This window comes from Microbispora siamensis (assembly GCF_016863095.1).
Taxonomy (GTDB): Bacteria; Actinomycetota; Actinomycetes; order Streptosporangiales; family Streptosporangiaceae; genus Microbispora; species Microbispora siamensis.
This window is the reverse complement of sequence record NZ_BOOF01000005.1, coordinates 26,115-39,096: the sequence shown is the minus strand read 5'-3', so window position 1 is coordinate 39,096 and position 12,982 is coordinate 26,115. Positions and strand designations below refer to the sequence as shown.

13 protein-coding genes are annotated in these 12,982 nt (G+C 73.6%); 11 read left to right on the top strand and 2 right to left on the bottom strand.

Annotated elements, in window-relative coordinates; genetic code table 11:
- The first annotated feature begins 18 nt into the window (after positions 1-18).
- The 7 genes from Msi02_RS06735 to Msi02_RS06705 all read left to right on the top strand — a co-directional run bounded on the left by Msi02_RS06735 (position 19) and on the right by Msi02_RS06705 (position 5,532).
- Positions 19-588 carry an SseB family protein gene (locus tag Msi02_RS06735; protein WP_079314101.1) on the top strand — a complete coding sequence of 190 codons (570 nt, stop codon included), beginning with the start codon at positions 19-21 and terminating at the stop codon, positions 586-588.
- A 133-nt stretch (positions 589-721) separates the two neighbouring features.
- The gene (locus Msi02_RS06730) at positions 722-1,420 is read left to right on the top strand and encodes a prepilin peptidase (RefSeq protein ID WP_204047559.1); all 699 of its coding nucleotides are present in this window, start codon (positions 722-724) and stop codon (positions 1,418-1,420) included.
- A 93-nt stretch (positions 1,421-1,513) separates the two neighbouring features.
- Positions 1,514-2,692 (top strand): chorismate synthase, encoded by a 1,179-nt coding sequence (gene aroC, locus Msi02_RS06725; protein WP_204047558.1) that lies wholly within the window; start codon positions 1,514-1,516, stop codon positions 2,690-2,692.
- Between the two features lie 14 nt (positions 2,693-2,706).
- Complete coding sequence (locus tag Msi02_RS06720) at positions 2,707-3,219, top strand: shikimate kinase (protein WP_204047557.1); 513 nt, start codon at positions 2,707-2,709, stop codon at positions 3,217-3,219.
- Positions 3,216-4,292 carry a 3-dehydroquinate synthase gene (aroB, locus tag Msi02_RS06715; RefSeq protein WP_204047556.1) on the top strand — a complete coding sequence of 359 codons (1,077 nt, stop codon included), beginning with the start codon at positions 3,216-3,218 and terminating at the stop codon, positions 4,290-4,292. The genes Msi02_RS06720 and aroB overlap by 4 nt, the downstream gene beginning before the upstream one ends.
- A complete protein-coding gene (aroQ, locus tag Msi02_RS06710; RefSeq protein WP_079314096.1) occupies positions 4,289-4,723 on the top strand; it encodes a type II 3-dehydroquinate dehydratase in 435 nt (144 codons plus the stop codon). Before aroB ends, aroQ begins: the two co-directional genes overlap by 4 nt.
- A 14-nt stretch (positions 4,724-4,737) precedes the next feature.
- Complete coding sequence (locus Msi02_RS06705; RefSeq protein ID WP_079314095.1) at positions 4,738-5,532, top strand: SGNH/GDSL hydrolase family protein; 795 nt, start codon at positions 4,738-4,740, stop codon at positions 5,530-5,532.
- Here Msi02_RS06705 and Msi02_RS06700 read toward each other — a convergent pair.
- Positions 5,529-5,831, bottom strand: coding sequence for an NUDIX hydrolase (locus Msi02_RS06700; RefSeq protein ID WP_204047555.1), 303 nt, complete (start codon positions 5,829-5,831; stop codon positions 5,529-5,531). The genes Msi02_RS06705 and Msi02_RS06700 overlap by 4 nt on opposite strands.
- Positions 5,832-6,038: 207 nt before the next feature.
- Between Msi02_RS06700 and Msi02_RS06695 the strand changes: the two genes are divergently transcribed.
- Together Msi02_RS06695 and Msi02_RS06690 are read left to right on the top strand one after the other, a co-directional pair.
- Complete coding sequence (locus Msi02_RS06695) at positions 6,039-6,776, top strand: hypothetical protein (RefSeq protein ID WP_204047554.1); 738 nt, start codon at positions 6,039-6,041, stop codon at positions 6,774-6,776.
- Between the two features lie 159 nt (positions 6,777-6,935).
- The gene (locus Msi02_RS06690; RefSeq protein ID WP_204047553.1) at positions 6,936-7,757 is read left to right on the top strand and encodes an MOSC domain-containing protein; all 822 of its coding nucleotides are present in this window, start codon (positions 6,936-6,938) and stop codon (positions 7,755-7,757) included.
- Between the two features lie 22 nt (positions 7,758-7,779).
- Here Msi02_RS06690 and Msi02_RS06685 read toward each other — a convergent pair whose 3' ends face one another.
- Positions 7,780-9,867 (bottom strand): ATP-dependent DNA helicase, encoded by a 2,088-nt coding sequence (locus Msi02_RS06685; RefSeq protein ID WP_204047552.1) that lies wholly within the window; start codon positions 9,865-9,867, stop codon positions 7,780-7,782.
- Between the two features lie 224 nt (positions 9,868-10,091).
- Here Msi02_RS06685 and Msi02_RS06680 point away from each other — a divergent pair, with 224 nt between their 5' ends.
- Both Msi02_RS06680 and Msi02_RS06675 read left to right on the top strand, forming a co-directional pair.
- A complete protein-coding gene (locus tag Msi02_RS06680) occupies positions 10,092-11,345 on the top strand; it encodes a hypothetical protein (RefSeq protein WP_204047551.1) in 1,254 nt (417 codons plus the stop codon).
- A gap of 47 nt (positions 11,346-11,392) precedes the next feature.
- Positions 11,393-12,982, top strand: coding sequence for a Na+/H+ antiporter (locus Msi02_RS06675; protein WP_204047550.1), 1,590 nt, complete (start codon positions 11,393-11,395; stop codon positions 12,980-12,982).

Below are 12,982 nucleotides of genomic sequence, written 5' to 3'. Positions count from 1 at the left end.
GGCGGTAGGGTCGCAGACATGCCGGCCATTCCGCAGCCCCTGCGCCCCGACGACGACGGCGGCACCGACGCGCCCGTCGCGGCGGCGCTGTCGGCGTTCCAGGCCGGCACGGCGACCGCGGCCGACGTCCTGGCGGCGCTCGCCGGGACCAGGCTGCTGGTGCCCGTGGTCGCGCTGCTCACCGAGTCGGAAGTGGGGGAGCACGGCCTGCGCCAGGAGAAGGAGAGCGAGATGGCCCTCCCGAAACTGGTCGGCAAGGACGGTCGTGAGGCCGTGCTCGCCTTCACCGGGACCGAGCCGATGCGCAGGTGGCGCCCGGACGCCCGGCCGGTGCAGGCCACCACTCCGCAGGTCTGCCAGGCGGCGCGGCACGAGAGCGCCGCCGCCGTGGTGGTGGACGTGGCGGGGCCGGTCCCGTTCGTGATCGAGGGTGGCATGCTGCAGGCCCTCGCCACGGTGGAGGAGGCCAAGAGGGACACCTCCGCCGTGGACCGTCTCGCCCGCGAGGTGCCGGGCGCCACGGTGGCCCGTCTGGGGACGGTGGAGGAGAAGCGCCGCGGCCGCTGGTGGAGCCGCCGCCGCGCCTGAGCGGCCTCGACCGCCTCCTGGCCTGCGGCGGCCATGTCGTTCCCAGGAACGCTGTCGTCCACAGGACCGCGGTCGTCCACAGGGGAGTCCGCACCCCGGGCCACGGCGGCGCGCGGGCGTTAGTGTCTGCCCCGTGCCCCTCGTCGTCCTCGCAGCCGCCGTCCTCGGCCTGATCGCCGGTGCGTACGCCAGGGAGGTCGCCGCCGGATTCGGCGCGGAGCCGGACGACCAGGGCAGGAGCCGCCGCGGGGAGGCCCGGGGGGCCTTCGCCGCCGCGGCCCGCGCCGTGCCGCTGCCCCGTCCGCCGTACATGACCGAGGGCGTGACCGCGCTGGCCGCGGCGCTGGTGGCCTGGCGCGTTCACGACGGCTGGGTGCTCGCCGCCTGGCTGTACGCCGTGGCCGCGGGGGCCGCGCTCGCGGAGATCGACCGGAGAACCTGGCGGCTGCCCGACGCGATCACGCTGCCGTCGTACCCGATCCTGCTGGCCCTGCTCGCGCCGTCGGGCCGCCTGCTGCCCGCGATGGCGTCGGGCTGCGCGCTCGGCGCGGTCTACGCGGTGCTGTGGTTCGCCCGCCCCACGGGCCTCGGGCTCGGCGACGTGAAGCTGGCCGGGCTGATCGGCCTGCTCACCGGCGCGCTCGGCGTGCAGGCCACGGTCGTCGCCGGGATGGCGGGCCAGGTCCTCGGCGCGCTGTACGCCGTGGGGCTGCTCCTGGCCCGCAGGGCCACCCGCACGACCGAGTTCCCGTTCGGCCCGTTCATGCTCGCGGGGGCGCTCGTCGCAGTGGCCTTTCCCGGTGCTTTTCCCGGGGCTTCCCCCGGTGGGTAGCACCCGCGGTTTTCCGGTCTGGGGGGATCCGCGTACGGTCATGGGGGTGTCAGGGGGACGTCGCAGTCGGGCGCACATGGAAGACTTGTCACCATGCTGCGCTGGTTGACCGCCGGGGAGTCACACGGCCCCGAGCTTCTCGCGATCCTGGAAGGCCTGCCCGCCGGGGTGGAGGTGACCACCGCGGACCTCGCCGAGGCGCTGCGCCGCCGCCGTCTCGGCTACGGCCGCGGGGCGCGGATGAAGTTCGAGCAGGACGAGGTGACGATCTCCGGAGGCGTACGGCACGGCCGCACGCTCGGCTCGCCCGTCGCGATCCGCATCGGCAACACCGAATGGCCGAAGTGGGAGACCGTGATGGCCGCCGACCCGGTGGACCCGGAGGTGCTTGAGGGCCAGGCGCGCAACGCGCCGCGGTCGCGGCCCCGCCCCGGCCACGCGGACCTCGCCGGCATGCAGAAGTACGGCTTCGACGACGCGCGGCCGGTGCTCGACCGGGCCAGCGCCCGGGAGACCGCCGCCCGGGTGGCGCTCGGCCAGGTCGCCCGCTCCTTCCTCAAGCAGGCCCTCGGCGTCGACATCGTCAGCCACGTGGTCTCGATCGGCGAGGCCGTCGCGCCCCGCGACGTGCTCCCGGGCCCCGGCGACATGGAGGCGGTGGACGCCGACCCGGTGCGCTGCGTCGACCCGGCCGCGAGCGCGGCGATGGTCGCCGAGATCGACAAGGCGCACAAGGACGGCGACACCCTCGGCGGCGTGGTCGAGGTGGTCGCCTACGGCCTGCCGCCGGGCCTCGGCAGCTACACCCACTGGGACAGGCGTCTCGACGCCCGCCTCGCCGGGGCGCTCATGGGCATCCAGGCGATCAAGGGGGTCGCGGTCGGCGACGGCTTCGAGACGGCCCGCCGCCCCGGCTCCCGGGCCCACGACGAGATCGAGAACACCCCCGAGGGCGTGCGCCGGATGACCAACCGGGCCGGCGGCGTCGAGGGCGGCATGACCAACGGCGAGCCGCTGCGGGTCAGCGCCGCGATGAAGCCGATCTCCACCGTGCCCCGCGCGCTCGCCACGGTCGACGTGCTGACCGGCGAGCCCGCCAAGGCGCACCACGAGCGCTCGGACGTCTGCGCGGTCCCGGCCGCCGCGATCGTCGCCGAGGCGATGGTGGCGCTGGTGCTCGCGGACGCGGCCGTCGAGAAGTTCGGCGGCGACTCCGTCGAAGAGGTCGCGCGCAACCTGTCGGGCTACCTGTCGTCCCTGGTCATCAAGTAATAAGGTTTGTGATCATGCAATCGGCGTCCCAAGGCCCCGCCGCGGTCCTCATCGGCCCGCCCGGCTCGGGCAAGTCCACGGTCGGGCGGCTCCTCGCGGACCGGCTCGGCCTGCCGTTCCGCGACACCGACGCCGACGTCGAGGCCGTCGCCGGCAAGACCGTCGGCGACGTGTTCGTTGAGGACGGCGAGGAGAGGTTCCGCGAGCTGGAGGCGCAGGCCGTGCGCGACGCGCTGGAGACGCACCCCGGCGTGCTCGCGCTCGGCGGCGGCGCGATCCTGCACGAGCACACCCAGAAGCTGCTGTCCGGCCACCGGGTCGTGTACCTCCAGGTCGGGCTCGACCAGGCGGTCAAGCGGGTCGGCCTCGCCTCGGCCCGGCCGCTGCTGGTGCTGAACCCGCGCAGCCGGCTGAGGCAGCTGATGGAGCAGCGCCGCCCGATCTACGAGGGCCTCGCCGTGATCACCGTCGCCACGGACGGCCGCGAGCCCGAGGACGTGGCGATCGAGATCGAGGCGGCGCTGTGACCGCGACGCGCATCACCGTGCGGGGCGAAAGCCCGTACGACGTCGTCGTCGGCACCGATGTGCTGCCGGAGCTGCCGGGCCTGCTGGACGCGAAGGTGCGCACGGTCGCCGTCATCCACCCCGCCGGGCTGCCCGAGATCGCCAGGCCGGTGCGCGAGACCCTGGAGGGCGCCGGATTCGAGGTCGTCGCCCTGCCCGTGCCGGACGGCGAGGAGGCCAAGTCCGTCCACGTCGCGGCCGAGCTGTGGTCGGCGTTCGGGCGGTACGGCATCACGCGTTCCGACGCGGTCGTCGGCGTCGGCGGCGGGGCGACCACCGACCTGGCCGGGTTCGTGGCCGCGACGTGGCTGCGCGGCGTCCAGGTCGTGCAGGTGCCGACCACGCTGCTTGCCATGGTGGACGCGGCGGTCGGCGGCAAGACCGGCATCAACACACCCGAGGGCAAGAACCTGGTCGGGTCCTTCCACCCGCCCAAGGGCGTGCTGTGCGACCTGGCCACGCTGGCGAGCGTGCCGCGTGAGGACTACGTCGCGGGCCTCGCCGAGATCATCAAGGGCGGGTTCATCGCCGACCCCACGATCCTCATGTTGATCGAGGACGACCCCGCCGCCGCCCGCACCCCCGAAGGCGAGCACACCCGCGAGCTGGTCGAGCGCAAGATCCGGGTGAAGGCCGACGTCGTCGGGGCGGACCTGCGCGAAAGCGGCCTGCGGGAGATCCTCAACTACGGCCACACCCTCGCCCACGCCATCGAGCGGGTCGAGGACTACCACATCAGGCACGGCGAGGCCGTGGCCATCGGGCTGGTCTACGCCGCCGAGCTGTCCCGGCTCGACGGCCGCGTCGGCCGCGACGTCGTGGACCGCACGCGCTCGATCCTGGAGTCGGTCGGGCTGCCCACCTCCTACCGCGCCGACGCCTGGCCCCGGCTGCGCCAGCACATGCGCGTGGACAAGAAGGCCAGGGGAGCGGTGCTGCGGTTCGTCGTGCTCGACGACGTCGGCAGGCCCGCCCGCCTGGAGAACCCCTCGGAGGAACTGCTCGAAGCCGCGTACCGGGAGGTCGCCCGATGAGGCAGGTGCTCGTCCTGAACGGGCCCAACCTGGGCCGCCTCGGCAGCCGGGAGCCCGACGTCTACGGCGCGCAGACCTTCGACGACCTGGCGGCGCTGTGCCGCGAGACCGGCCGCGAGCTGGGCCTGTCGGTGGAGGTCAGGCAGACCGACGACGAGGCCGAGCTGGTGAGCTGGATCCACGAGGCGGCCGACAGCAGGACCCCCGTGGTCCTCAACCCCGCCGCCTTCACCCACTATTCGTACGCGTTGCGCGACGCGATCGCGCAGCGTACGGCTCCGCTGGTCGAGGTGCACATCTCCAACCCGAACGCGCGGGAGGAGTTCCGCCACACCTCGGTCGTGGCGGCGGTGGCCACCGGGACGATCGCGGGGTTCGGCATGCGGTCGTACGAGCTCGCGCTTCGCGCGATCGCGGACATGGGCGAGTGACGAAAGAAGGGATCATGGGCTACCGGTCGTACGTGGCGGTCGGAGACAGCTTCACCGAGGGGCTCAACGACCCCCTCCCGGACGCGCCCCCTCCGGCGCCGGGGGAGGTGGTCCGCTACCGGGGCTGGGCCGACCGGGTCGCCGAGCGGCTCGCCTTACTCGAACCGGACTTCCGCTACGCCAACCTCGCGGTGCGGGGGAAGCTGATCGACCAGATCGTCGCCGACCAGGTGCCCGTGGCCGTCGGACTGAAGCCCGACCTCATCAGTTTCTGCGCGGGCGGCAACGACCTCATCCGCCCCGGCGCCGACCCGGACCAGATGGCGAAGAAGCTGGCCGCCGCCGTACGCGACCTGCGGGCCACCGGCGCCGACGTCGTGCTGTTCACCGGGACCGATCCCCGGGACACCCCGATCATGCGGCAGCTGCGCGGCAAGTTCGCGATCTTCTTCATGCACGTCCGCTCGATCGCCGACCTGTACGGCTGCCACCTGGTGGACATGTGGTCGATGCAGGGGCTGCGGGACTGGCGGGCCTGGAGCGGCGACCGGCTGCACATGAACGCCGAGGGCCACCGCCTCGTCGCGGCCCGGGTCCTGCACGTGCTGGGCGTGCCGGGCGAGGACGACTGGCGCAAGACCTGGCCGCCCCGGGAGCGGGTGGACCCGAGGGCCAAGCGCCGCGAGGACGTGCAGTGGCTCAGGGAGCACTTCGGCCCGTGGATCGGGCGGCGCCTTCGCGGCACGTCCTCCGGCGACGGCCTCGCCCCCAAGCGGCCCGAGCTCAGCCCCCTGCCCCCTGCTCACTAACCCCTGCTCACTAACCCCTGCTCACTGACCCCTCCCCTCTCGGTGCTGATCTGAGCCGTCGCGCGGCGCAGGCTTCGCGATATCCAGGGCGGGCAGTGCGGATCGCCTTCGGCCTCGCCGTCGGCCTCGACCTTGCCGCCCACGCCGGCGAGCATGCCGGGCGCGTGAGCCTCCTTCGCGCCGCGCCGGATGAGCAGCCACCGGCCGTCTCGCTCCAGGAAAACCTCGACGTTCACGACGAAGGCCGGTCGGCCGCCCCGGGTGAGGCACACCGGCGTGACGGGGGCGTCAGCGCTCATGACGCGCACTCTACGCATGGTTCCGGGCCTCACGCCCCCGTCCGAGGCTCGGATGGAGCCGTCCGGCCTGCGCACCGGCGCCACCGGCAGCCCGGACGGCGCGAACGCCGCCTCAGACCGGACAAGGTCCTACCCCGGTCCGATTCGCGACGGGCGGACATCGCGCCAAGCTCCTGCTTCACCACTTTCGAGAAAGGGGAGTGACCGATGGCGTGGAAGCGATGGCGCGCGCCCCGGCGCGGGCGGATGTGGCCGCTCGCCGTGCTCGCGGCCCTGCCGATCGCGGCGGCCGCCGTCGTGGCGGTGGCCTTTCCTCCGGTCGCGGCCACGGCCTGCCCCGGCTGTTACGGGCTGGAGCGGCTGGCGCCGGACGTGTACGCGGAGTCGGGCCTGCCGCCGTTCCGGAGGCGGCAGGTGGTCGCCACCGTGGAGGAGGCGGAGCGGCGCGTCCGCGCCTTCTACGGCGGCCGGCAGGCCTCTCCCCGGATCCTCGCCTGCCTCAGCGACCGCTGTTACCGCCGGATCGGCGGCGGCGGGGAGCGGGGCGTCGCGGTGCTGAACCGCGCGGTGATGCTGGCACCGAACGGCGTGGATCCCGTCATCGCCTCCCACGAGATGTCGCACGTCGAACTGCACGACCGCCTGGTCACGAATGATGCGGTGCCGCAGTGGTTCGACGAGGGCCTGGCCGTTCTCGTCTCCGGCGACCCGCGCTACCTCGCGCCGGATACGGCGGCCGACCGCTGCCTGGCGACCACGGACGCCGCGCTGCCGGTGACGCTGGACGCCTGGTTGCGGGCGGCCGGCGCCGACCAGCGCACCTACGCGAAGGCGGCGTGCCGGGTGAGCCGATGGGTCACCGCGAACGGCGGGCCGCACGCCGTGCTCGACCTCGTACGGCGCCTGAACGCGGGGGAGACGTTCGGCGCGGTCACCAAGATGTGACCCGGAGACGGCGCGGCCGGGCCGCCCGCATGAGGTGGGACGCCGGGGCGACTGCCGGGTCCGGCCCGGTCGAGGCGCGCGTGATGCGGGAGCACGAGCCCCTGAGGTGGTGTGGCCGACCCTCTCGTGAAAGCGGTTTCCGATGCGTACGCTGTGATCATGCGGCTATGCGATCTGCGGATATATCCCCTCAAATCGGCTGCCGGCTTGTCTCAGGAGAGCGGTTTCGTCGAGCGGTGGGGCCTGGAGGGTGACCGCCGCTGGGCGGTGATCGGCGAGGACGGGGACAACCTCTGGCTCGGCGAGTTTCCTCGCATGATCACCGTGACCGCCCGCAACCTCGACGGAGGCGGACTCGCGCTGTCGGCGCCCGGCATGCCCGATCTGACCGTTCCTCCGGCGACCGGGCCGAGCGTGCCGGTCGGGTTCAGCGGACTGGACCGGGCGGTGGCCGCCGATCCGCGGGCCGACGAGTGGTTCACCCGCCTGCTCGGCCGGCCGGCGCGGCTGGTGTGGCTGGACGACCCGCGCCGCCGGTCCATCGACCCGGCGCACGGCGGGCTGCCGGGCGAGGTCGTGAGCTTCGCCTGGGACGCGCCGCTGCTGCTGACCTCCCTGTCGTCGCTGCGCCTGCTTGACGAGTGGATCGCGAAGGAGGCCGCCGAGCGGGGAGAGGAGCCTCCGGGGCCGCTCGCGATGGCCCGCTTCCGGCCGAACGCCGTCTTCGACGGCGCGGAGCCGTACGCGGAGGACGGCTGGCGGGAGGTCCGCATCGGGGAGGTCGAGTTCCGGGTGTCCGAGCTGTGCGACAGGTGCGCGGTCACCACGATCGACCCCGCCGACGCGGTCAAGGGCAAGGAGCCGCTCCGCACGCTCGCCCGCCACCGGAAGTGGGACGGCAAGACCTGGTTCGGCATCCGCATCGTCCCCCGCAACACCGGCACGATCCGCGTCGGGGACCCCGTCGTGCCCCTGGCCTGACCTCCGCCCGGCCGATCCGGGCTCAGGAGCCGGCGGTCAGGCGGCGCAGGGCGTCGCGGACCTTCGCGGGGTCGGTGGTGCGCCAGAAGGGCGGCAGCGAGTTGAGCAGGAACCCGCTGTAACGGGCGGTCGCGAGCCTCGGATCGAGCACGGCGACGACGCCCCGGTCGTCCATCGACCGCAGCAGCCGGCCCGCGCCCTGCGCCAGCAGCAGCGCCGCGTGGGTGGCCGCCACCGCCATGAAGCCGTTGCCCCCCGTGGCCGCCACGTGCCGCTGCCGGGCCGAGGCGAGCGGGTCGTCGGGACGCGGGAACGGGATCCTGTCGATGATCACCAGGGTCAGCGAGGGGCCCGGCACGTCGACGCCCTGCCACAGGGACAGCGTGCCGAACAGGCAGGTGGCGGGGTCGCCCGCGAACTGCTTGACGAGCTGCGAGGTCGAGTCGTCGCCCTGGCAGAGCAGTGGCACGTCGAGCCGCTCGCGCAGCGCCTCCGTGGCGGCCTTCGCGGCCCGCATGGAGGAGAACAGGCCGAGCGTCCGGCCGCCGGCCGCCTCGATGAGCTCGGCGATCTCGTCGACGTACGCCTCGGGCAGGCCGTCGCGGCCGGGCTGGGGGAGATGCGTGGCGACGTAGAGGATGCCCCGGCGCGGATGGTCGAACGGCGAGCCGACGTCGAGGCCGGTCCACTCCCCGGGCCGCAGGCCCCACTGCCGGGACAGGCTGTCGAACGTGCCGCCGAGCGCGAGCGTGGCGCTGGTGAGGACGACGGTGCGGTCGCCGAAGAGCTTGTCGCGCAGCATGCCGCCGACCGACAGCGGCGCCACCCGCAGGGTGGGGGGAACGCGCCCGCGCCCCTCCTCCAGCCACACGACCTCCGCCCGGTGGACCTCCTCGGACCGGGCGTCCGTGCCCCCGCCGCCCGCTGAGCCCGCAGCGCCCCCGGAGCCCGCAGCGCCCCGGGAGTCCCCGGCGTCCTCCGCGTCGTCTCCGGTCTCGTCGCCGCGGCCCGCCGGGCCGAAGGCGTCGAGCATCCGCTGGGCGGTGTCGTGCACCTCGTCCAGCGCGGTGAAGGCGGCCTTGCGCAGCCCGGCGTTCTCCGGGTCGTCCTTGTCCTTGTTGCGCGGCCCGAGGGCCGTGATGCAGGCGAAGGCGGCGTCGCGCACCAGCGCGAGCGTCATCCCGAGCGAATTCGGCAGCGTGTCGACGCGGCCGGGCGGGGCGACGGCCAGCAGGGCGCGCAGGTCCTCGCCCGCCTCCTGGAGCCGGTCGGCCACCCCCTGCTCGATCAGCCGTCCGGCCCGGCGCACCGCGAGGCTCACCGTGCTCTCCGACAGCTCCCCGGTGACCACCGACGTCACCCGGTCGACGAGCTCGTGCGCCTCGTCCACCACGACCACGTCGTGCTCGGGCAGGACCGCGAAGTCCTCCATGGCGTCGATCGCCAGCAGGGCGTGGTTGGTCACCACGACGTCGGCCTGGCCCGCGCGCTCCCGCGCGAGCTCGGCGAAGCAGTCGGCGCCGCTGGGGCAGCGCTGGGCCCCCAGGCACTCCCGGGCCGTCACGGAGAACTGCCGCCAGGCCTGGTCGCTCACGCCGGGCACGATCTCGTCGCGGTCGCCGGTCTCGGTCTCGTTGGCCCACTCCTGGATGCGCTGCACCATCCGGCCGGTGGCGCTGACCTCACGCGGGTCGAAGAGCTGGTCGTCCTCGTCCTCGGGCATCCCGGCGGCCATCTTGTGGCGGCACAGGTAGTTGCGCCGGCCCTTCAGGATCGCGAACTCGGGGCGGTGCGGCAGCAGGCTCTCCAGCGCGTCGGCCAGCCGGGGAAGGTCGCGGTCGACCAGCTGGCGTTGCAGGGCGATCGTGGCGGTGGACACCACCACGGCGTCGCCGCTCTCGGCCGCGTGCCTGATCGCGGGCACGAGGTAGGCCAGCGACTTGCCGGTGCCGGTGCCGGCCTGCACCGCGAGATGCTCCTCGCTCTCGATGGCGTCGCGCACCGCCTGTGCCATCTTGACCTGCCCCGGGCGCTCGACACCCCCCAGTGCGGTCACCGCGGCGGTGAGGAGTTCTTCGACGGGCGGAAGCTCGGGACGGTCCTTGGGCACGGAAGAACGCTACCCGGTGCCACCGACATCCGGTGCGTGTCCGCCTCACCACATCCTGGCGTTCCAGGAACTCCCTCCCGGCGCGCATGGCACACTGAGATGTCAGTGCTCTCAGGTCAACGGCGATCTACCCAGTGAGGTCGAAAAGGGACGAAACGGAAGTTTCGCGAGGGTTCCCGAGATCGAGTGGACGGAAAAGGGCAGGTAAAGGCACTATGTCTGCCATGTCGGAAGTTGTCCCACTGCCATCGTTCGGCGAGGTGTTCTTCGACGCGCGAGGCCAGGACCGTGTGCTCCGGGTCACGTGGCACGACGGCACGCTGGTGCTGAGCCTGTGGCGGGGCGAGATGTGCACGGCCAGTTTCCGCATGCCCATGAACGACGTGGGACGGCTGATCGACACCCTGGACGAGGGTTTCGCCGAGGCGGGCGGCGAGGAGCAGGACGCCGGGACGGGACCGTTCCCGCAGCAGGGGATGCCGGGCCAGGAGGGGTACGCCCCCCAGGAGGCGTACCCCGCGCACCCGCAGGACCAGGCGCAGGACGCCTACGCGACCCAGGTCCACGACCCCTACGCCACGCAGGTCCACGACCCGTACGCGGCCGAGTCCCCGGACGCGTACGCGACGCGGGTCCAGGACGCCTACGCCGTTCCCGACGCGTACGCGGGGCAGCCCGGCGACGGATACGCGGCGCAAGACCCCTACGGCGCGCCGCAGAACGCGCCCCAGAACCCGTACGCCCAGGGATACGCCGTCGACGAGGGCCACGTAACGGCGCCGGACGGCTACGGCCAGGCCCCGGACGGGTACGGCAGGGCCCGCGACGGCTACGCGCGGGGCGAGAACGGGTACGCGCAGGGCGAGAACGGCTACGCCGCCCGGGACCGTCGTGGGACGCGCGACGCCGGGTTCCCCGAGCAGCCCGTCCAGTCCGACTACGAATACCGGGACTATCCCGGCCCCGATTATCCCGGCACAGGGCAGTACGCCCGCCCGCCGGTGCCGCCGCCCGCCCCGGCCCCCGAGGCCTACCCGGCGCCCGCCGCACTCGGCCCCAACGACGTGCTCGTCGCCCGGGGCACGCCGACCCAGGACCGCCTGGTCGCGTCCTCGGCCCAGACCGGCCCGCAGCCGGCCTACTCTGCGGCCTCGCAACCCCCGGCCTCGCAACCCCCGGCTCCGCAGCCGGCGGGGCAACAGCCCGGGGCGGTCGACCCCAACGACCCCCTCGGCCTCGGCGCGGTCCGGCCGTACATGAACGATCAGTACGCGAACGAGCAGTACGCGAACGAGCCGCCGCTCTACACCACGGGCGAGCGCCTGCGGCCGGACCAGTGGCCGGCCGGCGAGGGCCCGGACCAGCACGCCGAGCACGAGCGCCGCAGGGGGCGGCGCGCCGGGCAGCCCGCAACGGACTCCCCGATCCCGTGGTCGGACGACGACGGGGAGGGCTGGGAGACCTCGCGGGGATGGTGAGGGCCCCGGTCAGCGGGAGTCCCAGCTGTAAGTAACCTCGTCGTCTGATGGACACATCAACGGCACTGCAGTTCCTCCTGCTCCCGGCCGGCGCCCTCGGCGTCGCCGCCCTGGCCAGATGGCGAGACTGGTCGGCCCCACTGCTCCTGGTGGTGGCCGGCCTGGCCGCCTCCTACGTGCCCGGGGTTCCCGACTATCGTCTCGACCCCCACATCGTCCTGCTGGTCTTCCTGCCGCCGATGCTCTACTCGGCGGCGCTGGACAGCTCATATTTGCGGCTGCGCGACGCCGCCAGGCCCGTCGGCCTCCTGGCCGTCGGGCTCGTCCTGGCGACCACCCTCGTGGTCGGCTTCGTGGCGCACGCGATCGTCCCCCAGCTCCCGCTCGCGGCGGCCTTCGCGCTCGGCGCGATCGTCGCCCCTCCCGACGCGGTGTCGGCGGTCGCCATCGGGCGCAGGCTCGGCCTGCCGCGACGGGCGCTGACCATCCTCGTGGGCGAGAGCCTGTTCAACGACGCCACGGCGCTGACCGCCTACCGGGTCGCGGTCGGCGCGATGACCGGCGCCGCCGCCGACCTGCTCGACATCGGCGGGCAGTTCCTCCTGGCCGCCGGCCTCGGCGTGGCGATCGGCCTCGCCATCGCCTACCTCGCGGGGTACGTGCTGCGGCGGCTCGACGACGCGCTGATCGCCAACGGGGTCTCGCTGCTCGTGCCGTACGCCGCCTACCTCGCGGCAGAGGCCGTGCACGCCTCCGGCGTGATCGCCGTCGTGATCGTCGGCATCTACCTGGGTCACGAGCTCAGCCGGACGACGTACGGCACGCGCCTGCTGTCGGGCGCGGTGTGGAAGGTCGCCGACCTGGTGCTGGAGTCGATCGTGTTCGCCCTGATCGGCCTGCAGCTGCGCCCGATCATCGCCGGGCTGGACGGCGAGCGGCCGGGGGAACTGGCGACGTACGCGATCGTGCTGTTCCTGGTGGTCGTCCTCGTGCGGATCGCGTGGGTGCCGCCGAGCACCTACCTGCCCCGGATGCTGTCGAAACGGGTGCGCGCCCGGGAGCCCAAGACGCCGTCCTGGCAGAACGTGATGCTGACGAGCTGGGCGGGCATGCGCGGGGTGGTGTCGCTGGCCGCGGCCTTCGCCCTGCCCGAGCACTTCCCCCAGCGCAACCTGCTGCTGTTCCTGACGTTCGCGATAGTCGTGGGCACGCTGATCGTCCACGGGCTCTCGTTCCCCTGGCTGATCAGGCGGCTGGGCGTCTCCACCGCCCGGGAGCGGTACGCCGACGACCTCGCGGAGGCGGGCGCTCAGCAGGCCGCCGCCGCCGCGGCCCTCGCGCGGCTGGAGGAGCTCACCTCCGACGGCGTGCTGGACGTCCACGAAGAGGTGGTCGAGCAGTTGCGCAGCCGCTCCGAGCGCCGGGCCCTGCACGCCTGGGAGCGGCTCGGCGGTGGCACGGGCCCCGAGGGCGAGGAGACGCCCGCCTCGCTCTACCGGCGGCTGCGCCGGGAGATGCTCGCCGCGGAACGCGAGGTGTTCGTGCGGCTGCGCGACGAGCGGCGCATCGATGACGAGGTCCTCCACCGGGTCATGCAGGAGCTGGACTTCGAGGAGGCGACGCTCGAACGCGGCTGA